Annotated in this window: 21 protein-coding genes and 1 tRNA gene; 3 read left to right on the plus strand and 19 right to left on the minus strand. The window is 57.2% G+C overall.

What is annotated here, in order from left to right; all coding sequences use genetic code 11:
• Positions 1-123: 123 nt before the first annotated feature.
• From ACHQGU_RS07355 to ACHQGU_RS07370, 4 genes are all read right to left on the minus strand, one after another.
• Positions 124-1,794: a sensor histidine kinase gene (locus ACHQGU_RS07355; protein WP_062140478.1), complete on the minus strand. Its 1,671-nt coding sequence runs from the start codon at positions 1,792-1,794 to the stop codon at positions 124-126.
• Positions 1,795-1,900: 106 nt separating this feature from the next.
• Entirely contained in the window at positions 1,901-2,056 is a 156-nt protein-coding gene (locus tag ACHQGU_RS07360) for a NepR family anti-sigma factor (protein WP_231558340.1), read from the minus strand.
• Positions 2,057-2,199: 143 nt separating this feature from the next.
• Positions 2,200-2,772, minus strand: a complete 573-nt coding sequence (locus tag ACHQGU_RS07365; RefSeq protein WP_062140479.1) for a sigma-70 family RNA polymerase sigma factor — start codon at positions 2,770-2,772, stop codon at positions 2,200-2,202.
• A gap of 99 nt (positions 2,773-2,871) precedes the next feature.
• A complete protein-coding gene (locus ACHQGU_RS07370; protein WP_231866189.1) occupies positions 2,872-3,363 on the minus strand; it encodes a sigma-70 family RNA polymerase sigma factor in 492 nt (163 codons plus the stop codon).
• A 149-nt stretch (positions 3,364-3,512) separates the two neighbouring features.
• Between ACHQGU_RS07370 and ACHQGU_RS07375 the strand changes: the two genes are divergently transcribed.
• The 3 genes from ACHQGU_RS07375 to ACHQGU_RS07385 all read left to right on the plus strand — a co-directional run bounded on the left by ACHQGU_RS07375 (position 3,513) and on the right by ACHQGU_RS07385 (position 6,274).
• Entirely contained in the window at positions 3,513-4,274 is a 762-nt protein-coding gene (locus ACHQGU_RS07375) for a response regulator (RefSeq protein WP_395496331.1), read from the plus strand.
• A 44-nt stretch (positions 4,275-4,318) separates the two neighbouring features.
• The gene (locus tag ACHQGU_RS07380) at positions 4,319-6,142 is read left to right on the plus strand and encodes an ABC-F family ATP-binding cassette domain-containing protein (RefSeq protein ID WP_395496332.1); all 1,824 of its coding nucleotides are present in this window, start codon (positions 4,319-4,321) and stop codon (positions 6,140-6,142) included.
• A gap of 57 nt (positions 6,143-6,199) precedes the next feature.
• Positions 6,200-6,274, plus strand: a tRNA-Val gene (locus tag ACHQGU_RS07385).
• A 661-nt stretch (positions 6,275-6,935) separates the two neighbouring features.
• Here ACHQGU_RS07385 and ACHQGU_RS07390 read toward each other — a convergent pair.
• The 15 genes from ACHQGU_RS07390 to ACHQGU_RS07460 form a co-directional block, all read right to left on the minus strand.
• Positions 6,936-8,303: a hypothetical protein gene (locus ACHQGU_RS07390; protein ID WP_395496333.1), complete on the minus strand. Its 1,368-nt coding sequence runs from the start codon at positions 8,301-8,303 to the stop codon at positions 6,936-6,938.
• Positions 8,304-8,992: 689 nt separating this feature from the next.
• Positions 8,993-9,943 (minus strand): hypothetical protein, encoded by a 951-nt coding sequence (locus tag ACHQGU_RS07395; protein ID WP_395496334.1) that lies wholly within the window; start codon positions 9,941-9,943, stop codon positions 8,993-8,995.
• A gap of 341 nt (positions 9,944-10,284) precedes the next feature.
• Positions 10,285-10,467 carry a hypothetical protein gene (locus ACHQGU_RS07400; RefSeq protein ID WP_395496335.1) on the minus strand — a complete coding sequence of 61 codons (183 nt, stop codon included), beginning with the start codon at positions 10,465-10,467 and terminating at the stop codon, positions 10,285-10,287.
• A 68-nt stretch (positions 10,468-10,535) separates the two neighbouring features.
• Complete coding sequence (locus ACHQGU_RS07405) at positions 10,536-10,886, minus strand: hypothetical protein (protein ID WP_395496336.1); 351 nt, start codon at positions 10,884-10,886, stop codon at positions 10,536-10,538.
• Between the two features lie 76 nt (positions 10,887-10,962).
• Positions 10,963-11,202: a hypothetical protein gene (locus ACHQGU_RS07410; RefSeq protein WP_395496337.1), complete on the minus strand. Its 240-nt coding sequence runs from the start codon at positions 11,200-11,202 to the stop codon at positions 10,963-10,965.
• Positions 11,203-11,236: 34 nt separating this feature from the next.
• A complete protein-coding gene (locus tag ACHQGU_RS07415; protein WP_395496338.1) occupies positions 11,237-11,401 on the minus strand; it encodes a hypothetical protein in 165 nt (54 codons plus the stop codon).
• A gap of 21 nt (positions 11,402-11,422) precedes the next feature.
• Complete coding sequence (locus ACHQGU_RS07420) at positions 11,423-11,893, minus strand: lysozyme (RefSeq protein ID WP_395496339.1); 471 nt, start codon at positions 11,891-11,893, stop codon at positions 11,423-11,425.
• A 179-nt stretch (positions 11,894-12,072) separates the two neighbouring features.
• Positions 12,073-12,288, minus strand: a complete 216-nt coding sequence (locus tag ACHQGU_RS07425; RefSeq protein ID WP_395496340.1) for a hypothetical protein — start codon at positions 12,286-12,288, stop codon at positions 12,073-12,075.
• Positions 12,289-12,368: 80 nt separating this feature from the next.
• The gene (locus ACHQGU_RS07430; RefSeq protein WP_395496341.1) at positions 12,369-13,562 is read right to left on the minus strand and encodes a hypothetical protein; all 1,194 of its coding nucleotides are present in this window, start codon (positions 13,560-13,562) and stop codon (positions 12,369-12,371) included.
• Complete coding sequence (locus tag ACHQGU_RS07435; protein ID WP_395496342.1) at positions 13,562-14,323, minus strand: hypothetical protein; 762 nt, start codon at positions 14,321-14,323, stop codon at positions 13,562-13,564. The genes ACHQGU_RS07430 and ACHQGU_RS07435 overlap by 1 nt, the downstream gene beginning before the upstream one ends.
• A 3-nt stretch (positions 14,324-14,326) precedes the next feature.
• Complete coding sequence (locus ACHQGU_RS07440) at positions 14,327-15,952, minus strand: hypothetical protein (protein WP_395496343.1); 1,626 nt, start codon at positions 15,950-15,952, stop codon at positions 14,327-14,329.
• Positions 15,953-21,577, minus strand: coding sequence for a phage tail protein (locus ACHQGU_RS07445; protein ID WP_395496344.1), 5,625 nt, complete (start codon positions 21,575-21,577; stop codon positions 15,953-15,955).
• Between the two features lie 6 nt (positions 21,578-21,583).
• Positions 21,584-22,300, minus strand: coding sequence for a hypothetical protein (locus ACHQGU_RS07450; RefSeq protein WP_395494502.1), 717 nt, complete (start codon positions 22,298-22,300; stop codon positions 21,584-21,586).
• Entirely contained in the window at positions 22,300-22,725 is a 426-nt protein-coding gene (locus tag ACHQGU_RS07455; RefSeq protein WP_395494503.1) for a hypothetical protein, read from the minus strand. The genes ACHQGU_RS07450 and ACHQGU_RS07455 overlap by 1 nt, the downstream gene beginning before the upstream one ends.
• Positions 22,656-23,069 carry a hypothetical protein gene (locus tag ACHQGU_RS07460; protein WP_395494504.1) on the minus strand — a complete coding sequence of 138 codons (414 nt, stop codon included), beginning with the start codon at positions 23,067-23,069 and terminating at the stop codon, positions 22,656-22,658. Before ACHQGU_RS07460 ends, ACHQGU_RS07455 begins: the two co-directional genes overlap by 70 nt.
• Positions 23,070-23,128 lie beyond the last annotated feature (59 nt).

The raw sequence follows: 23,128 nt of genomic DNA on the forward strand, positions 1-23,128 counted from the left end.
ATTTATACCGGACAGCGAAGGACGCAAACACCTAAGGACGCCGCTCCCTACTGCGGGCAGAGCATAACGCCTATGCCCCGGCGTATGAGTGCCGGGTCTTTTATGCATCAAAAGACACTTTTTTCACTCGCTGATCAGCGGAAATACAAATTTATAGACAGTCCCATTTTCCCCGTTTCGGAAAAGTTGGGCATTGAGCTGCCGGGCAAATCCGCGGATCAGTTTTCGGCCAATACCGTGTCGTTCGCCAGGTGTGTCGTCATCAAAGCTGCACCCGATTCCATCATCTGCAATCGTCAGGGTGACAATCTGATCTACCAGACGCAGTGCGACGGAGATGGTGCCGTGTCGCCCATCAGGGAAAGCGTATTTGATGGAATTAGTGACAATTTCGGTCATAATCAGCGCCAGAGGCACGGCCTGATCGGGGTTCATCCGGAAGTCATCAGATTCAACCTTGAGCGTAATCCGCCCGGTCTCCCCCTCCCCTGCAACATGCAAAGTCTGCTCGCACAACTCGCGCAGGAAGCTGGCCATATCCAGACTATCCAGCCGGTCTTCCGCATAAAGCGTTTTGTGCAGAGTGGCCAAAGCCCGCACCCGATCTCGCGCAAGCGCAAACTCTGCCCGAACCTCAGGATGAGAGATCCGGCTGGCCTGCAAATTTAGCAGCGAGGCCACAATCTGAAGATTATTTTTCACCCGATGGTGAATTTCACGCATCAGAAGCTCCTGATGCGCCATCGCCTTGTTCAGCCGCGCTTCGTGCCGACTGAGTCTGCGCGTGGCACGGGTAAAGGCTTGCCCGAGACGTTGAAGTTCCAACGGCATGGCGCGGGTAATGCGAGCATCAAAAACCCCTTCCATTTGCCATTTTTGCACAGAGTAAGTCAGGCGGCGCAGCGGCCAGACAAGAACAATGTTGGCAGCCAGAGTCACGCCAATCAGGCCCGCCACCAGAAGAATCATCAGCGCCGAGATTTCCAGCACCATCGTGCGCAGCGCGTCGGCTTCCCGCGGAGTTCTCTGGGTGGCCACCAGAATATCGGCCCCACCGGCAATAGCTCCCAGTGCATAGCCTCCTTCAGCAGTTGGCATGGAGACCACCGAGCCCTCGCTCGCCTCCAGCCTTTGCTGCAACTGATGCACCACCGCCTCTGCAGGGGGCACCCAACGACAGTCCGTACAGACGGAAGACAGCGTTCCATCCTGATTGATCAGCCAGGCTTGCAGTGGGTTGCTCTCATCAGAAAACGCCTGCCAGCCGGCACTATTGGCCAGATAGGCCGCTTTTCTGGAAAGTTGCAGGATGCCGACCAGATAGCCGCGTGTTTCCGGAATGGAGAGGAAAATCGCCGGAACTGTAATCCGCAGGAAAGTCCCTTTAGAGTCCGGATTTCCATCTTCCTGCACGGCTTCCAGCAAGGTTCCCTGGAAGGAAGGCGCGGGGTCTGTAACACCGATATTCTGGCACCCGCTCCCCGGCGGTGAGATCGTCTGGATAACCTGCCCGTCACTATCCAGAATGCCAAGGAAACAATAGCGCTGCCCACTCATGGTCTCAGCCAGACGCAGGGCATGGCCAATCTGTTCCGGGGTTAGCCCCATCCCGCCAATAGTTTCCAGAGCACTCCGCAGGCGATCCGTATCGTGCCGGAACTGCAGATCCAGCCGGGCAATGGCTGTGGCAGCACGCTGAGCGCTGCCAACCATCAGTTCATTATAATTATGGAGGGCCAGAACGGTGCTGATTGCCAGAACGGGAATACCCGAAAGGCAGATCAGCAACCGCATCCGCGCGCTGGTGGTTGCGAAAATATGGCCCAATCCGGATAGCAGAGAGAGAAGGACATAGCGCACTGAGCGCCATTGCCGCTTCCCCTTCCTCTGCTGATCAGGATTATTCTCCGCGATCTTCTTCAATGAGCTTCAGCAATTCTTCAGGGATAGGCTCGTTTGCCACGTCGTCAAAAAGCTGATGCAGTCCTCGTTTTAACCAGAGATCAAAAGCCTGATCAGACGTTGTCTCTGGTTTTTTTCGTGGCTTTTTATCCATCGTCTTGCCCATCTGGCGGCATTGCTGCACCCGGCCTGATGGAAAGGTCACATCGTCCGCGTAAATCGTCATCTGACATGCCCAAGCCTGCTCAGTCTCTTCCCGCTTCTTCGGTGGGCTCTCAGGCCCACACAGTTCTCTTATCAAACAGCCTTAGAAGCGTTCTGGCTGTCCTGCTGGCTGAGCTTGCGGCGGAGAGCCGCTGCCTGTGCTTTCAGTCTTTCATTCCCAACATGCTCTTCACCCGTCATCCAGGCTTCAAGCTGACGTCTTGCACGGAATACACGACTTTTGGCGGTACCAACAGCACACCCAGCAATATCAGCAAGTTCCTGATAGCTCATTCCTTCCAGCACACCCAGCACCAAAGCTTCCCGCTGGTCGTCTGGCAGACGTGCAAGGGCTGCATCAAGGTCTTTCAGGACAATCCGGTCTTCATGCGGGGCATTGGTCGCCAGGAAGGAGGCGGGCATATCATCAATGTCAGTCGTGTCGCGCTTCTTACGCAGATCAGAGATAAAGCGGTTACGCAGAATGCGATGCATCCAGGCTGCAAAATTTGTGCCTGGGGCAAAACTGTTCTGGGCAGAAAGCGCATTGCAAACGGCGTCCTGCACCAGATCTTCCGCTGCCGCGCGATTGCGGGTGAGAGCGAGAGCCTGAACGCGCAGTTTAGGGAGAATGCCGATAACCTGATCGTGGAATGAAACTGTCATGATCTTTTTCTCCGCCTTTTGCATTGTCTTGCAGGATGAATGAACGGCGGCAAAGAAAGGTTACACGGTTTTTCAAAAAAAATTTCTGAGGGTTTTCCCTTATGCGGACGGCTCATTCTCTCCATCCGGATCTTCCAGCAAGGTTTGCAGCTGTGTCCGGGCGCGTGAGACCCGGGTTTTCATGGTGCCAACCGTGACGCCGCAGACCATGGCGGCATCCTCATACGTCATTTCCTGCGCGCCAATCAGCACCAGTGCCTCCCTCAGCAGGGGCGAAAGCTGCCATAAAAAATGGTCCAGCTCCCGGATGGTTTCCCGCTCCTGCAAGGAGGAACGGCTTTGCGTCACTCTGTCAGGACTGGCGGCGTAATCGCTCAGGACTTCTCTCTCCCGGTTACGATGTCGGGTCTGCTCCAGAAAAAAATTTCGCAAGATGGAAAAAAGCCACGCTTTAAGGTTGGTGCCCGGCGCAAACTGTTCGGACTTGCTGAGAGCCCGCAAAACAGTTTCCTGTACCAGATCATCCGCCAAAGCGGCGTCTCTTGCCAGAAAACGGGAAAATGCGCGCAGCGACGGAACTAACGCTAACAGCTCTGTGCGAGAGAACGATGTCGTGGCAACATTGTCAGAATGTTGTCGATCCCGAATCAGAACACTTCCCCTTTTCTGCAAACGATGACACATGTCGTCGTTACGGTCGTGCTTAATCTAAGCCCTACTCCACGCGAAGGAGCCTTGTCATGCCAGAGTCGCTGCGCAGCGCTTTAATTCAGGCGTTACCCTACGGCAGGCGCTATGCCCGCGCACTGACAGGGAGCCAGCCCCGAGGAGATCTTCTTGTGGCGGAAAGTCTGCGGACACTCACTACGAGCCGCCCAACAGATGATCTGCCTTCTCTTTGCAGGCTTTATCAGGCCATTTCCAGACATTTTGCGACGCAGCCAGAGAATGATGGTCCGGAGCATGGTCTGTCCATCGTGCAGCGCCAGCTGCTTCTGCTGACGACACTGGAAGAAGTCTCACTGGATATGGCGGCCCGAATTCTCGGGCTTTCACCCCAGGAAGCGTCTGAAGATCTTGAAACAGCCCACGCCTACCTCAAGACCGGTATTCAGACATCCGTCCTGATTATTGAGGACGAACCGATTATCGCCATGGATATTGAAGATCTTGTGCTGCAATGCGGCCATAAAATCGCAGGTGTTGCCCACACACAGACCGACGCCATTCGTCTGGCGCAGGAAACCCGGCCCGGCCTGATTTTGGCAGATATTAATCTCGGCGCTGGTGGTGATGGCATGCGCGCCGTGGCGGAAATTACCAAAAGCCATTCTGCTCCGGTCATTTACGTTACCGCCTATCCTGAGCGCCTGCTAACAGGCGAAACGTCCGAGCCCAGCTTTGTTATCACCAAGCCATTTGAACCGCTGACCCTGGCTGTCGCCACGTATCAGGCCGTTAGTAATTGGGCTGTGGCTCATTCAACAGGGACCGTTTCATAAGATAGCCTCTTGCGTCCGCAGGCGCTCTGCCACAGAAACAGGGAATGGCTCCCCCTCTCCTTCTCCTTCAGGACATTACTCTCACGCTTGGCGGAAATCCTCTGCTCGATAAGGCAGGTTTTTCTGTTTCAGCGGGTGAGAGGCTCTGTCTGGTCGGCCGCAATGGTTCCGGCAAATCCACACTCCTGAAAATTGCGGCAGGCGTCATTCAGCCTGACTCCGGCACGCTGTTCCTGCAGCCCGGTGCAACCCTGCGCTATCTGCCGCAGGAACCTGACCTGTCCGGTTACGCCACAACAGCCGATTACGTGCTGGCACAAATTACCGACCCAGCCTCGGAATGGCGGGCTGCGGCCATGCTGGACGCCCTGGGCCTGACCGGAAAGGAAAACCCGGCCAACGTATCCGGCGGTGAAGCACGGCGCTGTGCGATTGCGGGCGCGCTGGCCTCTGCCCCCGATATTCTGCTGCTGGATGAGCCCACCAACCATCTGGACATGCCCACCATTGAATGGCTGGAGCGCGAACTTCTCAGCCTGAACTGCGCCATGATCATCATCAGCCATGATAGGCGGTTGCTCTCCACCCTCTCCCGTTCGGTTGTCTGGCTGGATCGCGGTATGACCCGACGTCTGGATCAGGGGTTCAGCCGATTTGAAGCCTGGCGTGAAGAAGTGCTGGAGCAGGAAGAGCGCGACGCGCACAAGCTGGACCGGCAGATTGCGCGAGAAGAAGACTGGATGCGGTATGGCGTAACAGCCCGCCGCAAACGAAATGTGCGCCGCGTGGGGGAACTGGCTGCGTTGCGGGCGGCCCGCCGTGATGCTGTTCGCGCACAGGGCACTGTGACGCTCAATGTTCAAAGTGCGTCCACATCCAGTCGTCTGGTTGCTGTAGCGGAAAACATCAGCAAATCGTGGGGCGAGCGCTGCATTGTTCGCAATCTGGATTTGCGCGTGCTGCGTGGAGACCGGCTGGCGATTGTCGGGGCTAATGGTGCCGGTAAAACAACCTTGCTGCGGCTTCTTGTCGGGCAGGATCAGCCTGATAGTGGCACGATTACTCTGGGTCCATCACTTTCCATGGTCACCCTGGACCAGCAGCGCCGCACGCTGGACCCGGATAAAACCCTTGCCGATACGCTGACGGGCGGCGGCGGTGACATGGTGCAGGTTGGCACCGAAAAGCGCCACGTTATTGGCTATATGAAGGACTTTCTCTTCAAACCCGAGCAGGCACGCACACCTGTGGGCGTTCTTTCTGGTGGGGAAAGAGGTCGCCTGATGCTGGCCTGCGCGCTGGCCCAGCCCTCCAACCTGCTGGTGCTGGACGAACCGACGAACGATCTGGATCTGGAAACTCTCGACCTGCTGCAGGAGATGTTAGACGCTTATGATGGCACCGTCCTGCTGGTAAGCCATGATCGTGATTTTCTGGACCGTGTTGCAACCTCGGTTCTGACCACCGAGAGCGATGGCATCTGGACGGATTACGCCGGTGGATACAGTGACATGCTGGTTCAGAAAAAAGGCGGCATAGAAGAAGAGATTGCGTCCGAAAAACCTGTTGTTCGCTCTGCCCCGTCTTCCAAAGAGACAGCCGGAGTATCTCGCGCATCAGCTAAAAAGCTGAGCTACAAGGACCAGTTCGCGCTGGATAATCTGCCCAAAGAAATGGAAAAGCTGGAGCGGGATGCAGAAGCCCTGCGCACCAAGCTGGCAGATGCGGGCCTGTATAGCCGTGACCCGAAACTCTTCCAGAAATACAGTGCCGACCTTGAGAAGATTGAAGCGAAACTCGCTGAATCTGAAGAAAAATGGCTGGAACTGGAGATGAAGCGGGAAAGTCTGGCTGCCGGGGAAAATTAATTGCGTTTCCCCGCTTGCCAAGCCCCTGCTGCTCGGCTAATAGGATCCCCACAAACCGGGTGCGTAGCTCAGCGGTAGAGCATCGCCTTCACACGGCGGGGGTCACAGGTTCAATCCCTGTCGCACCCACCACGATAAACCGCAGTTTTATGCGGGTCTTGCGTGGTTTCCGGTTGTTTCAAAAAAATACATTCGTCCAATTTGGTACGTAGTATTGGCCTTTGGCACGAGCAAATCCGTGCCAGATCTGTGCCACTTTTTCCGATTCGGATTGGACAAGAACATCTCTCTTCCCCGCCCGCTCTCACATGCCGCTGCGGTTCCGGGTCGGTGGCGTAGCTGATGACGGTGGCGTTCTCCCCCTCTGGTGTTGGGCTGCCCTTACTGTCGACCATATGTAGTTTGCAAGGAGGGCTCTGCCGGTGCCCCCATTCTAACATTCCCATCTCACACATGGTTATGGCGGAAGGGGTGTCCTTGCGTCATTTTAAATAACATTTTGTTTTTAAATAAAAAAATATTATTTTTGAATTATTATACCCCTTGAAATACCCCCAAATTAATTTTCTCAGCTCTTATTTTTACACGTCTGAGAATTTTTTCTTATGCGTCCATCAACCGACGTCCGTTTTGGGGGGCAAGCAGAATGTCTGCTATTGGAAACGGGGGATCGAAAGAAGCCGTTCGCAGCACTGATGTTCATGTTGGATAGCTACCGAACAAGCAACTAGACTTCAGGAACTCCCGCACTGTTATTCCCAAAGGATTGCCAGGTTACCATGGAGATGGGTTATCAGCTTGTTAGAACACCGTAGCGCTTGAACAAAGCCTCGAAGAAAGTCTTCACATTTGCCTTGGCTTCTGGCGCCTGCAGTTCCACAGCTCCAAAGCGAAAGACTTCATAGCCCGCAAGTTTGAGTTCGCGATCACCCCGGACCATCTGTGCATAGCGTTGCACATCGGCATTCCCTACGCCGTCCGCGTAGTGGTGCTTTCCGTCCACTTCGATGACAACCCGAACCCCCTGCCGCAACAGCAACAGGAAGTCCATGCGAAAGCGCAGAAGTGCATCCGGCCCCCGCTCCTTGACAGTAAGTGGATCCCAGTGAAGCCATACTTCCGGTATCAGTGCTGGCAAGTTCGGTACGGCACTGCGGAACCCCTCAAAGAAGGCCTCGAACAACAAGGTCTGTGGCGGAGAGTTGCGAGGCAAACTGGCTTTGAGACGCGCATACAGCGAGCGCTTAGCTTGCTCGACATCAGCGATCTGCTCTGTATCACCCCACCACTGCTGCAGATCGCTCCAGCGCAGTCCATCATTACCAATGGGACGGTCATAGACGAGCACCTTATCTGCATTCGTGACGATCTCGACGTCATTATCCAGCGCATCGCGGAAACGTAGATCGGGCTTGTCGGGTGAGGCAAAGATAAGATTTTTCGGTCGGCCTTTGACTGCCGCGTGCGATGAAACGATCGAGAAGACCGGGTAACCTCCCTCCAAATCAGTCTCACGCAACTCAACACCGCAGTTGCGCAACGTCTCGTTAACGCACGCTACAAAGTGGCGTTGTGCTGCCTCGTCGGGCCGCACGTCGGCGGAAGCCAGCCCTTCAAGAAACAGCGCAAAGCGCCGATCGGAAGCATCATAGGCACCCAATTGGTCGAACAGCGTTTCCACCGACCAGTCCTCTGGATTCTGGTGGACGTGCTGCTGAATGTCCGCGCGCAACCCAATGAGCTTGCCACTCATTACGTGAAGCCAGTCATCGGTATCTAATATCCACAACCGATCCAGAAGGTCATCGAACCTGCGAGCGTCCCCATACAATTCCTCGCCATTGAGTCTTCGAGCGACCTCACGCCGATAACGCTTGGGGATCGACGGCCCCCCTCTGTCGCTCCAGAGAAGGTCCTGGATCTGATTGCGCGTCGCGGCAGCCGGTGGACGAAAATCCAACAGCTTGCATGCAATTGCAGGTAGATCGGTGTCGGCCACTGCCTCAATACTGGAGGCCATACAATCACGTTTGGTGCCGTTAGCAACAGGCGCGGGCAACCCCAATTCCTCGCAAAGCGTCGGCAGCGTAGAATGCGGGCCGACGTCCTTTAAGGCTATGATAAGCGGAGACAATAAAGAGCGAAGTTGCGTGTAGTCCATCGCTTACGATTCAAGCTAGAAGTGGCATGGTGCACAGCAGAGCGTCGATCTGACCGAAGACATCCTGCTGCCACTGCTCGGGCGTACGATCACGTAGAGCGTACATGTCTTCCACGAGGCGTCTTACATAGGTTGGCCCGTAACAGCATACTGGTCAAGGTCGACCTTGAGCATGACCTTCGGCCTTGGCGGCATGAACCTCATTCAACTGGTTTGGGTTTCAATGTGAGTGATGGGGAGTGTATGCCTTCCTCGACGATAGGTTCTCCACCAGAGGCGCGAGAGGGCAGCAAGGAAAAAAGGTGACCGTGTGAACACAAACACGATCAGTTCACCGAATGTCCGCTTCGGTGGGTAGCTAATGGGAGGCTGTATGTTCGACAGAACGGCAACTGCCGCGTGTCTGGTCCCATATTGCTGAGCAGACAGACAGTTTAGGGGGGCAAACGGAATGTCCAGCTTCAGGCTATAAAGAGAAGAATGCGGTCTGTCTGCTTTGTGGTATCACGACCAAAGAAGCAATCATTCGCGTGAACAAAGTAGAGAATCTAAAAAATTTTCCCTAACGTTTCGCTGCGTAAGCAGTGTCAAAGGGGTCTAGTTTTCAGCCGAGCAATTCTCTCCTTTGAAATTACAACAGGACTATTTTGATGTTCGCTTGTTGCAAGCAGCAGCGGCAGGTCACCGCGTCAAACTGGTTTGGCTCGCGGTAATCTGCCGGCCTTTGCGCGCTTGTCCTGTGCGTTTTTTTCCTGATCCATTTTTTGCCTTCGCACACGAGCATGTTGTACGATTTCGGGCAGCCCAAAACCTGGATCACGCCCAATCAAACATTGCTCCACGATAAAGTCGAAAAAAAACTGGTTTGGCCTTAATGTCTCTTTTGCCACCTTACGCGTATTGGCAAGCTGTTGCTCGGAGATTACACCGTCTTTACTTAAATTATTAACCAAAGACACCATGTTTTCCCGAAATTCTCGAAGACCTTTACCTATAAGATTAATAGCGTGGAACTCGACTAACGATGTAAATATCAGTTTTGTAGCGTGGTAGCACTTGAAGTGCTGAGCGAGATGAGCATCAAATGCATCGGAGATGTCTTTTGTGCGGAAGAGTTCTTTATAGAAGCATGGGAAATGATCTTCGAGCACACCGACCAAAACCTCATTTTCCGGTGCTATTGTCAGAAAATATGGCGTTGGTTTGAGTAAATCTAAAGATTGAGACAAGGTTAGTCCAAAGCACACGCCAAATACGCAGCAAAGGTTGTTCTGGGTGGCTACATTAATTTCGCTAAGAGCATCGGCTAGCTCGTTCCAGCTCATAATATCGCCACTTGGCGCCAGCAGTATGCCAGCCTCACGATTTCCATGACAATCGAAATGTAAGATCGGCCGAAACCCGCTTACACATCGTTCAGCGAGTAAGTGAAGAGCATCAAGAAGCTCAGTGCGATCACGGACCACAATCTCGCTAAACGAGAAGGATGTTGCAGTTGCAATTACAGCGGTCTGAATATCTTCGACCATCCGAATGGAGGGGCCAAGTTCATCTTCCGGGAGCGACCTTAGCCAGACCACTGCACTGGCTTCAATCGTATAATTGAGTTCAATCCTATTAGGACGTGGAGTATTTGACATGAATCTTAATAACAGAAATGTTACAAAACAAATTTATTATCCTAGATAATCGCGCCTTTTCATGGCGATCGTCAATCCTGAGTTACCAAAAACTAAGAGCACTAGTCCAAACTCTGTCTATCGCTGTTCTCCGGCAATGTCGGCTTTCGGGCAAAGGTCATAGCAGCTTGAGTGTCTGGGATGAGGCGAAAGCTGACATGTATGTTTTCAGCCTATCTTCCTTGGTAAGGGAGAGGTCGACAGTTCAATCCTGTCCAGCAGTACCATGATTTTCCTGCCTTTTCATAATCCCGCCCTTTTCCATCCCTGTGCCAATTGGCACAGAAACGGCAAAATGGTGTTCAGCCAGCCTGCACAGAGGCGTTAGCGGCATCCAGCTGCTGCTCGGCAAAAGCCCATTCAGAATCCGAGGGGGCGCGACCTTCTTTGATGGGAGCCAGAAGGGCTTTCACATCCGCGACGATGGTCGGTCCGTTTTCAATCAGGACTTCCACAGCAGAGACAGCAATAGTCGTATAGTTCATGGTCAATTATCCTTGGATTTCTGCCATTTTCGGCAGAGATAAAAAAGGTTTCGTTACCTTGGGAATGATCAGTTAGAGGCGGGCAGCAGCGTCCGTGCCGCATCAAGCGCATCCTGCGCGGCTTCCACAGCGGCTTCTCCCAGCGGGTCACCCTTACGGGCGGCTTCATCAAGTGGCCGGATCTGGTCATGCGCCTTCTCGAAGGCAGGCTTCAGCTTCGCCACCACTGCCGGATCTGCTGCCGGGTTCTTCTCATAGTCCGCTGCCAGCTGAGCCGCCGCGGCATAAGACAGGCTGAGCCCGTAAACAGACTGCTGACGCTGCACGGTCTGAGTTGCCCCGCAGGCCGTCAGAGCCAGAGGCAGAAGGAGAGCGGCCGTCAGGGCAACGGCTTTAGTCCGCAGGAAGGAGAGTTTCATGGTCATATTCCAATAAAAAAACCGCCTCATGGCGGCTGGGGTGGCTGGTATCGTGTGAGGGAGATCTTCGGTGGCTTCAGCCACCCGCAGACTTGCCCGCGGCATCATCTGCGTTGGCTGCGTTGCCCTTGTTCTGCGCCACGCTGTTGACCAGCTCATACAGCTTCAGCCAGCGGGAGCCGTCAGCAGGGCGACGCCAGAACCGTGCCGCCAGCGCACACAGCGCCACCAGAAAGGTGCCGACAGTTACAAGGTCGCCCGCATACTGCGCGGGCAGCATCGGCAGAACCGATGCCAGGAGAGACTGCCAATCCATGGCGTTTCCTTTTTGAGAGAGGATTAAAGGGCAATCAGCCCGCAGCGCCGCGCAAGGTGGCAGGCAGCGTGTTGACGTCCACGCGCTCAATCACCAGCGCCTTGCCGCTCTGCCCGTGCAGGACGCCCTGCAGGCGCTCTTCCAGACGCTCCACGACACGCTCTGCGATGCGCTCTATTTCTTTTTCATTCAGGAACACGGTGTTTCTCCGGTTTGATAGTCAGGGAACAGGCTGGCCAGCCCAGACCAGCCATTCAGCATGCCGCCGCCGGGTCAGGCCCGGAGAGGTGATCAGCTGGCCGCCTTTGTGCATGTGGTTCCACAGCAGCAACTGGTTCCGGGCCACAGCCCCCTGCCCTGCATTCAGCAGCCGTACCAAGGTCGACCCGGCCAGCGCCGACAACCCCAGATTGAAAGCAAAATCCAGCAGAGCCGCCTCCTGCCCGGCCGTCAGGCTCACATGCACACTCTTGCGGATCTCAGGCTGAAGCGCCCGGAGTGCCGCCAGCAGCAGGCTTTCTGCCTCTGCTGCCGTGATAGGCACTGTGCGGCCACAGACGGCGGCCCCGTTGGCCAGCCACCGGCTGCCGTAGCCGATGGTCCAGTAACCGGCCGGGCAGACGTAAGGCCGCAGGCACAGGCCCTCAAACCGACGAGCCAGACCTGCCGCGAGAACGATGGGGTCATCCATTCAGTTTTCCAGATACAAAAAAGGCCGCGTCATGCGCGGCCGTGGGTGGACGAGTTTACAGGCGGTCAGGAAGATTTAGTCCACCAGACCACAAAAGCCCCGGAAATCCGCCATTCTGGCTGGACCATTTTCCAGACGGGTTTTTGCGGTCCGGTTGACAGAATGCCGCCCAGCGGTTGTCAGTGTGCGAGGCTATGCAGGGCGGTCACGATCCCGCTGCCCAGAGCACTCCCCAGAATGGTCAGGCCGCCATTGACCACGGCCCGTGCAGTGGTGAGCTTTCTGACCATCTCTTTCAGATCAGAAATTCCCTTCCGCACGCCGTCAAACTGGCCGTCCACATCGGCCTGATACGCCAGAAATTCCGGTCGGGTGATGGTGTTTGATTCAGACATGATCCTGTCCTTCAGGCATAAAAAAAGCGGCTCAAAGCCGCGTCAGTGGAATAGTCTGTGAAGCTTCTCAGCGCAGACAGTCAGCGAGATCCTTTGGCAATAATAGCCACACGGCGCGGGACCGCAGCGGAGCCGATGTAGATCGTGCATCCATTCGCCGTCCATTTCTCCGCAGGCGCAGAAATGGGCCATGCATCGGTTTTCCCGGCATCATTCCCCGCGTCAGAAACCAGCACGCAATCAGGTGTTTTTGCAAAGCCGTTCGGGAATGGAACATACTGACCATTACTGGTAATCATCACGTTAAAGCCTACCTCGCGCTGAGAATAAGCCAGGTTGGTCACGCGGCTGTCTGATGAGGCAAAATCGTTTGCGTAGGCTGTTTTGGAGACGTAGGACGCAAAATCATTGGTATAGGCGACCTCGCCATAGAGACTGTCCATCATCCGTGCATTCTGCGGGATACTGACGGCCCGGTAAGATCCACCCGGATACGACACTGACAGCACGCCGTTAAACGCACTCCCAACATGCTCCTGGACATACAGGCCGAATGACCCGCCTCGGCCCAGTGCGATAGACTGGACCGGCGCATAATTGACAAAGGCCCCACTGGTCTGCCCACCCGGATCGAATGCCGCGCTCACACCGGCTGCATCCTGAACCGAAAGCGGCCCCTTCATGGTGTCACCATAGAGGGAGACCTTAGAGCCCTGCAGGTTGCTTTCAATCGTCGTGGCGCGTGCGACCTCAGCGCTCAGAGCACTATTGGTGGCATAGTCTCCTTTGGGCTGGGCATATCTCCAGACCCCGGTTCCGTCGAGATAGCCGAACGCCTGAGCCCCGGTATCATAGGTAATTTGCAGAATGTAATTACTATTGCCCGAGCCAAACCCGACGACGGCGGGCCGCCCCTGAACCGTCAGAGCCCCTGCCAGATCCAGAGAGCCATCCTGCCCCAGAACAGGCATAAACTCTGCGGGGATCTCGTTATAGACCTCCACTGTGCCAGGGAAATTCAGCGCAGTTTTGGTGTTGGCCGTATTGCCCAGGACTGTGGTGCGGGCCAGCACGCTGGGGGTGCCGACCGTCAGCGTGCCGATGCCCCATTCGGCACTTGATCCATCATCGGCAAAATAGAAAACCAGAGCCCCGGAAGAGAAGGCCGCCTCAAAGGAGCGCCGGTCCGCCTCTGGCCCGTTGAGGGTGAAACTCCCGGTGCCGGGCGCGGTAGCTGTCTCCAGCACGTAATTACTGAGCTGCGGTGCCGGCATTACAGGCGCTCCGTTAGGGTGAGGGTCAGGGCATGCCGGTCAGCATTCCCGAACGGGTTGGTGAGGTCATTGCCACTCAGGCGGCCCAGAAGGGCCTTGGCCGCCAGCACATCCGGCGTTGCAGACGGGTCAGGCAGAAAGAGGATATTTTGCCCGGTGGCCGCGACCCGCAGGATCTGTTCCAGGACAACGGCATCAGCATCCCCGTAGGACTGATGCACGATACTCAGAGAGCGCTGATACCAGCGGGCAGAGACAAACTCGGTACCACCCAGCGTGGTGATGCTGTCCACGCCCAGAGTGCGGTCTGACGTGCTCTCCGTGCTGTAATTACGCACCGGCTGCCAGAGCGGGCCGGCATAGGCCAGCGGGATAGAAAGGTATCCGTCCGGATTGCCACTATCGTTAATAATGATAGTGGCCGTATCCGCTATGAGAGCCTGAGGCGCTACCAGCAGGATCTGCCCGTTTGCCACCGCCTGCGCTGCCCCCTGCCAGACGGTATTCCCGCCAGACTGAAGCGTGACAGACATCTGAGCCGCTGCGGTCAGATTGGTCCGGAATAACCCAAATGCCCGCCACGGCCCCGCAGGCGGGTGGCTGATGGTAAGGGTTGCCGTTGTGCCCGGCACGCGCCACCCCAGACTGGGCGCTCCCTGCTGGTTGCGCAGGTTTGTCACCGGCAGGCCGGAGACCTGCGCACTGGCGGAGAGTGCCGCATCCAGCACGCGGTTCTCCCAGCCAATTCCACAATTTTGCATGCATTATACCAGTATCTGAAAGGTCACGGTCTGATCCGTTGCGCGGATCTGCTCACTCACCACCCGCGCCAGCTGCCGGTCTGTCAGCCCTGCGGCCGGAGCCGTAATGCCGACGACGTCCCCCAGATCAATGCCCCATGCGAGATCCTGCGGGACAGCAACCGCCCAGAGCCGGCGCTGGGTGCCCCACAGCGCACCATGGCGTTGCGCCACCAGCACTGCGTCTGCCTGACTGGCCAGCGCCGTTGTGATCAGTGCCGGATCGTTCGGCACGCGCCAGTGAGACTTGATCTGAGCCGACCACCAGACGGCGGCCCGGTCTGCTACGGCCACAACAGCCTGCCGTTCTGCCGGGGCCTGCGGGTGCAGCCCGGAACCGGAAGCCTGCACGGTAAAGTTATGCTGCCAGCCGATACGCCACCGCCATGTTGGCGGGTCCAGCGAACTATCCAGCGTGGCGGCGGAAATATCCGTAATCAGATCCGCATTCAGTTCTGCGGCCGGGATCTCGGACGGATCTGGCGCGGTCAGAAGGATGGGCAGCAGTGTGCCGGTGCGGGTCGGCACCAGGGTAATGCACAGGCCGGACAGAAGCGTGGTTGCGGCCTGCTGGCCTGTTACACTTTCTGAGCCATCCCAGTACCAACCACCAGCCCAGGGCGCGAGGCTGGATGAGGCTGGCCAGCCGGCATCAATATACTCGGCAGGCAGGACCAGATCCTCCAGCAGCATCTGCCGCAGGATATCCAGCACATTGGCCGGGGCTGCCCCGCTGCGGAACGTACCGACCGCATCCACGGTAATCCCGTAAACGGGCTTGGTGCCCAGCCTGAGCCATGTGCCGGCTGAGCCGGATTGCACCGTATAGGTTCCCGGTGCAGGGCTGTCCGCATAGATATCTGCCACGGTTCCGGCAAAGGTAATGCCGCCCGGATAGCCGCCCTCATACAGCATGCTGACAGAGGCCGGACCGTCCGAAATCTGATAGACGTAATTCACGCTATCAATCAGGACCGGCGTGACATTGCAGACAGATCCCCGCATGCGTGGCATGGATTTGCCCGCTACGTTGCTGTCCCCGTCCAGCCGACCGGTGCCGCCATAGACTGAAACCGGCATCGTGCCATCCAGCCAGTAGGTAGCGTCCAGCAGATCTATTTCGACAGAGGTGCGGTCAGGCCGCCAGCTCTTGCCCAGACCTGCAAACACAGGCCGCAGGCTGCTGCTTGGCGGGTCACACCAGATCTGCCGCACGGCATCCCACTGTTTGGCGGTGGTGCTAATGCGCACCGGCAGATGATCATTGATGCGCGTGGTCAGGATGCTGTCCAGCGCCCCGCCGGGATTAGCCAGCGTGACAGAGCCTGCCGTGTGTGACCCGCCCAGAGCATCCGCTGTCAGGGTCAGGCCGCGATCTAGTGCAAAGGCATCTGTGACGTAAGGGGGATAAGGAACCCCGCTTTCATCCACGTAGCCGGTGTCTGAAAAGCGGATTGTATCGGTACGCTCCAGAGAATGGGTTTTCCTCTGGAGCGTGCCGTGTGCCCGTGTGCCATGCCCGTGCGTGGCCACAGGCGTACCAGCGGCAGGCTGGATAATATCCAGCTCCACCGTTCTGATATTTGCCATTTACGCTGCCTTTTTGCTGCTGACGCTCTGTGACCGCGCCACCTGCTTCAGTTCGTTCACAAGCGCCGTTTTCAGCTCCTGAACCACCTGCTTGACCTGCAAAGTCGCATCGACCTGCTGGGCTGCCAGCTGCTTTGCCAGATTGGCGGTAAAGACGTCCGAGCCCAGATTGGCGATGGCCTGCAGTTTGGTCAGCATATCCTGATAGGCCTTCGTATAATCCGTGCCGGAGCCCAGCCATTTCTGATCAAGAGACAGGGCGGTCTGAGACTCAGATTGCAGCCGGGAAAGCGCATCGTAATCCCCACCCATGGCCGCCTGATAATCCGTGTCAAAATTATCATTGGCGGCCTTATACTGGTCCTGAACAGACAGCGGAGAGGCGTCCGAGACTGACAACCCCTGCACGTAGCTGGACAGGCTGGAGAAGACGCTTGCAACCGAGGATTGCGCCTGAGACTGATATTCCGCCTCAGTCGCCGCAGCCTTGTCTGCATAGCTTTGCTGGATCTGCAGGCGTTCGGCCGCCTGTGTTTTCTCCAGGTTGGCCAGCTGCTGCTGATACGTCACATTGTCCGCATAGCTATCCCCAAGATACGAGCGCCATTCCTCCTGAAGCGCCTGAATGCCCTGGTCAGCACTTACCTGCTGATTAAGCAGGTCAGCGCCTTCCTGATCCCCGGTTGCGGCCATGTAGCGCGCCGTCACGGACTGGTCCGACTGTTCCAGTTTCGTGTTCTCATTGGCGATCATCAGGGCTGCAATGGCGTTGCCTTTATCCAGCAGGTTCTGAGCATCCACACCGTAGGAGGCCGCCGTATTGGCTGCGTCCTGATATTTCTGCTTAAGGTCCGTCACCTGCTGAAGAAGGCTTTCAGATCCGGCCGTGGTGACATTCATGAGCCCCGGCATGGTGGTGCCGAAGAACTCCTGAATAGCCTCAAACTTGCTCTGCAGATCGTCCGTGCTGAGCGTCTTGCCGTCCAGTGTGGACAGGGCCGTGGCCATGTCCCCCGTGTAGCCGTTGAAGTGGTCAATGGTCACATGGCTGGCATCATCAAACCGGCTGACAGACACCTTCATCGTATCCAGCGTATCCGCCAGCGTTTTCAGGCTTTCAATGTCCTGCGTGTAGGTGCTGACACTGTCAAAAGACGTTGGCATCAGCTGTTGCAGGGCCATGTTCAGCGTCGGGTCAGAGCTGTTCAGCTTCATGTCCGGCAGCAGGTCCTCCAGCGTCGTCTGGCTGGTTTTGCTCCCTTTTTTGTAATGGCCAACAGCACCGAACGAACCATCATCCACAGTGATCCCGGCCGCTCCGAGAACGTCATTGACCGTGGTAATGTCCTGGACAAGCCCGGCCGTCACGTCATTGGTAGCCCGCTTGACCCGCGTTCCCCCGGTGGCAAGCTGACCATTCGTGGCGATCACGTCCGTGTAGGCATAGTGACTTTTGGCAAACAGGCCCTTGAAGGCATTGTAAATCATCGTCCCGATGCCAACAGCAGCCCCGGCAATCCCGGCATAAGAGCCGATCGTGCCCACAGCGCTGCCCAGACTGCTGAAAATGCCGCTTCCGTCCGCAGATTTGCCGGAAAACAGGTTATCCAGAGCGGACGCCTGCTTCACGCCCGCCAGAGACATGACATCCCCGGTCGGTGCCCAGCCGGAACTGGGCATGGCGCTCTGCGTGACCTCATTCCGGTAGGCCTGCTGCTGCCCGACCGACAGGCCGGACAGAGACCCCAGAACACCCAGCGACGAACTGCCGGACGATCCGCTGCCGGAGAGCAGGTTTGTCACGTCTGACAGCGTGGTGCGGGTGCCGCCATCAATGGAATTGAGCATCGGATTGATCAGCGCAAACTTGACCAGGAGAGAGGCAATCTGCGTCTCCACACCTTTGAGCATGCTCTTGAAAGACATGCCGCTGGATGTGCCCTGGACAAAGCCCTGCGTGATATCGCTGCTCAGTTCGTCCGCCATGCCAGACAGGCTGCCCGTGACATCCTGAAGCACCTGCTGCTGCCGGTTATATTCGGCAGAGGCCTGCGCAATCTGGGTTGTCAGGTCGATATAGTCCTGCGCCTCCTGCGGAAGCACATCACCATATTGCCGGTGCATCTGGATTTCCGCCTGCATGCGGGCCAGCATGACCTGCCGGGCATCTGCATTCATGCCGATACTGCTGGTTTCTGCCTTGACCAGAGACAGGTTATCCTGAAGCCCGGTGTTCTGCTGGACCTGTTGCGCCTTTTGCTGCGCGTCCGTTAGCGTGTTAAGGGCTGTCACCCGCTTTTTGACCGCATCCTCAAACTGATCAGAGCCGGGCTTGAAGTCTTCAAAGGCCTCGTTATAGGCCTGCTGATAGTTGGTAGCGTGCTGGATCTCCTGCGCGGATGTCCCTGCAACAGACGTGATGGCCTGCTGCGCCTGCGCCTGCCGCTCCACAGCGACCGTGCCGTCATTGTAAGCGGTAGCCAGTTGCCGCTGCTTCTCCTGCAGAGCCGCAGAAAGTGCCTTTTGATCAACACCGGTGCCTCTGGCTTCGGTGCCAAACTGAGCCACAACCTCGGCCATGCTGCGCCAGTAGCCGGTCTGGGAATTCAGGCTTGAGTCCTGATCCTTCAGGCCCTGCGTGATCTGCTGTTGAGGGCTGAGGGTATTAGCCAGAGCAATCCGGGCCGTGGTGATATGCTCAGCCGTTGCCGTCCAGTCTTCACCAGCTTTTTTCTGAGAGTCTTCCAGCTTTTGCTGAGACTCAATATAGGATTCAATTCCCTTGCGGCTTTCTGTCCAGCTGCTGGCGCTATAACCGCCCGTAGCATCCGCAGCCCCACCCGTCAGGGAGCGCTGATCATCAATAACGGCGGCAGACTTTGCGTGGTCATCTGCAGCAGGGCCAGAGGTTGGCTTGACGTTGCTGTATGTCTGGTCCTGCCACTGCTTGCCGCTGCTTTCCGCCAGAGAGAGCAGCTTTGCGAAGTTGACTAATCCCTGACTGTAACCCAGCTTTTGGCCTTCCGCATCGAAGTGGCCAGATACCACCGGAGACAGATTGCTGAGAGACTGCTTTCCTACCAGATTAAGGTAAGACTGGGCCGCAGCCGACCCCGGCTTTGCACCGTTGTAAAGGGCAGCGGCGCTATTGAGATCACCATTCATCTGCTGCGCGAAATTGTTCAGGCGGTATAGGCCTTCATCAATATTTCCATCCAGCGTTGTCGGATCATACTTAGATTTATAATCCGTATTGATCTGCATCAGGCCAACCATCTGCGGATGGGCCTTGTTGACCGTCAGGGACGTCCCGGAGACATCGCCAGAGGCCGATGCCGGAGCAGTTCCCGGCGCATAGTGCCAGTCGGCATCGGTCGTTTTCCCCTGCGCCATGTTGAGATACGTTGTGACCGTATTCAACAGCGTGGTGCCCAGAGCTTCGGAAAAATCCTTGATCTTGTCGATCACCGGATCAGCCGATTTCTTAAGGTTCTCCATCGCCTGCTGGAGCGGCGTCAGCCCTTGCTCGTAAGCTCCTTTGGTTGCCGCTGTCAGCGCCCCCATGACCAGGGCATAGGCCTCCCCCTGCTTGCCAGCTGCTTGCAGGTTTTTGACCTGCTCCACCAGCGCCAGATCCACACCGGGCAGATGCTGCTTATACAGAGCCTCAATCTCGGCCTTCGGATCTTCCATAGCGGTGTTGACCGCCTTCAGTCCGTCTTCCAGAGAGCCGAACACGGCGCCAATATCCCGCGCCATGCCGGCAATGGACTGAATATCTGTGGACGTTCCCGTGAAATTATAGGTGCTGCCGATGCCGCTTGCAGCTGTGCGGGCTGTGTCGTCGCTCCATCCGGGCTGGTTGCCAAGATCCTTGGAGGCAGACGTGACAGTCTCAGCCATGTCTGCGGCATCAGACCGCGTGGCCCGCAACTGCTGGCTCAGCTTGGCGAGTTTTGATTCCTCGCTTTCAGCATAAGCCCCCATTTTATAGAGAGCGAGACCAGCACCGGCAGCGGCGACCGCCAGACCGACCGGGCCATAAAGCAGGCCGGTGATACGCTGGATGGAGGGGCCAAGGCCGCCCATGATCTGCACCGCATTGGGTGCCTCATAAAACAGCGCCTGAAGCGGGTTCCCGCCCGCCAGCACCATGTCAAAAAACTTGTGCGCTTCGTCCGCAATCTGGCCGATCTGATAGGATTCCAGTTTTGCAGGCGTGCCGCTTTTGTTTTCAGAGTCTGTCAGCTTGTCGTTAGCCTGAGCAGCCTCCAGCAAAGCGATCTTCTGCTTCTGGAGCGCCTGCACCCGCTGCTCCGCATCCTGCAGGATGGCACTTTTCACGGTGCTGTCCATCTGTGTATCCGGAACAGCATCGGCCTGCGCTTTCAGGTCATCCAGCCGATCTTCCGCAGACGCCAGCTGAAGCAGCGTGCGGGCCAGCTGGCTGCTTGACCGGGCCGTGCGCAGCATACTGGTGGCGCTGCGATCAGCGCCCGCCTGCAAGCCCGTAAAGGCAGCAGCTTCGGCACGCTCCAGTTCCACCATTTCGCCCGCAGTCAGGCCTGCCGCGTTTTTAATAGCGGCCAGTTCTTCCTGCATGTCTTGGCTCTGCTGACCGCCAGCAGAAACAGACGGCGCGGAAACGGCAGCAGGGCTGCTCACGGCCGCCGTATCGGAGCCGCTGGCCTGAGACGGGCTCAGAGTGTCCTGTGCTGCTTTCAGCTGGCGCACCCGGTTCTGCTCTTCGGTCAGGTCGGCTGAGGTGCGCTGGATCTGCGCATCAATCTGCGCCAGATCCTCCCTGAGCGCAGAAGTATCCAGCCCTTCAGAAACAGCTTTTTGCGCCTGGTCCCGCAGGCTTTCCTGCAACGCACTCAGTCGGCTCAGCTCTGCCGTCAGATCCGTAATGCTGGCAGACCCACGCGAGCCAAGCGCTTCCAGAGAGTCCAGCGCCCCGGTTGCGCCCTCAGTCACGGTCTGGGAGGCTGCTCCTGCCGCTTCATCCATAGACTTCCAGCTGCGCGCCGCATCAGAGAGCGCACTGCCCTGTTCCTGCGTCTGCGCGATTCCGGCGGCCGTTGCGGCGTTGGTTTTGGTCTGCGCCTCAGTCTGGCTGTCCAGAGCGGCCCGCAGGCCATTCAGAATGGCATTACGCTCACCCAGAGCACCATTCCATGCGTCCTCTGAAACAGCGGCCGCCCGCAGGCGTGTCTGCACCGCTTCCAGTTCACCGGCCACGCGGCTGATTTCAGCATCGACCTGCGCAAGTCCCTTGGTGGCCCCGCTGGCGTCCACACCGGCAGAAAGCGCCTGCTGAGACTGCGCCCGTAGGGTGTCCTGCATGCCACTCAGATTCGTCAGTTCTTTTGTGAGTTCTGTCACACGCGCAGCGGCACGAGTGCCAAGGTCATCAAAAGAGGTGACAGCCCCGGCAGCCCCTTCTGCCAGCGTTTTGGTTGCTGTGCCGCTGGCCTCACCCATGCCGGACATGACATCAGTCAGAGAGACGCCACGCGCCTCCACAGCATCCAGATTGCGCAGCGCGCTGGCTGCACCTTCGTCCGTTTCGTCACGGGTGGTGACGATAACTTCCAGCTGTTCGACCTGATCCTGCCCTGCCATGGGATTTTACCATTTCTCTGTCAGTATGAGGGTTGGGTAGAGCATCTGCTCACCGGCCTGCCGGTCTTTGCGCCGGCTGACGTAGGCGGCATGCTTGCGGCCCCAGCCCTCTTTTTTGTTCCATGAGATCCCCGACGCGATGCCTGCACTCCGCAGGATGTAGGGGACAGGGTCGCCCCGTGCGTCCCGGCCGCCCTGAAGCGGCTTGAAGGCCCGCAGCGCCCTGACGCGCTTGTAACGCCGCATCAGGGACTGCCGGACGGATTCCACAATACGCGGCGGCACGCGGATCTGCTGGCCGCCCACTTCAATTTTGCGGGCATACGGCATGGTGTTGACGATCCAGACTTCAGACCCGCTTGGAATCTGTGCCAGAGATTTCATCCAGATTTTTTCATTTACCAGTACAGCCCAGCTATCCCGGAACGCCCCACTGCTGACGGGGGAGCGGTTGCGGCATTCCGTCAGCGCCCAGTTGGTCGCCTGGGCAATCGTGCTGAAAATGTATGTGACAGAGCCACCATGCAGCCGCACGTCCTCTTCCGGCTTGCCCAGGCTGCCATCCACACGGCGCACATAGCCCGGCGCGGCTGCTCCGGACGCGATCAGGTCATCCCGCTCCTTCCGGATACGGTTGCCGATCACGGATTTGAACTGCGCCCCATTCATTGTCCGGCTGACCATCAGCTGGATGCGGGCATTCAGTTTTTCAGCAATCGCCATCAGGATACCCTTGCTTTAAACTTCGCAGCCCAGTGCTGGATATAGACGCCATCCATCGCCAGAAGGACGCGATCCAGAAGGGCCATTTCTGCCAGGCTCAGGCCATGATGCTCTGCCCATTTCCGGACGGCGCTCCATGGGATCACACCGGGGCGACCTTCAATGACCGTGCCGCCCATGGGAACACCAAACCCTTGCGTGACGTGCGGGCGCTCAGCAGAGAGCCGATGCCAGGCCCGCCAGATCCACTGCCATTCCGGCAGCGGGTCCACGCGGGCCTCTTCGGTGCCTTCCAGATCCGCCCACAGGGTTTCGTCATACGATCCCCATTCCAGCCACCAGCTGAGCGCCGCTATCAGTTTCCCGTTGCGTCCTCGGCCTGCTTGCCGGCTTCGGTCGTGACCAGACCAGCAGCTTCCCAGCATGCGCCCATCAGTTCGCGGTAGTCCGGGTTAGGCAGAAGATTTTTGAACTCTTCCAGCGAGACTGCGTGCTTCTGTGCTTTGTCATGAAACAGGCCACGCACATCCAGCACGAGAAAATCACACAGCAGTTCCGCATTCAGCTGGCGGCGCACGGCGTTGGGAATGGCGGAAACATCGCCACGGTATTTTTCCGCCACTTTGCGCAGGCGGCGGCTCTGCGCATCAATGAACTGATCAGTGAAGCCACGGCTCTTGATTTCAAGGCCGGGGTATTTGTCGATTTTCTTCCATTCGCCATCGTTAATGGCGGCGCTGTCGGTTTTGAGGTCTGCAAGAATAGCCATGGGGCACCTATAAAAAAAGGCCGCTCAGTGGCGGCCTGTATTGAAGCATGAGACAGAGC

Origin of the sequence: Acetobacter sp. KSO5, assembly GCF_044094635.1 — a bacterium.
Taxonomy (GTDB): domain Bacteria; phylum Pseudomonadota; class Alphaproteobacteria; order Acetobacterales; family Acetobacteraceae; genus Acetobacter; species Acetobacter cerevisiae.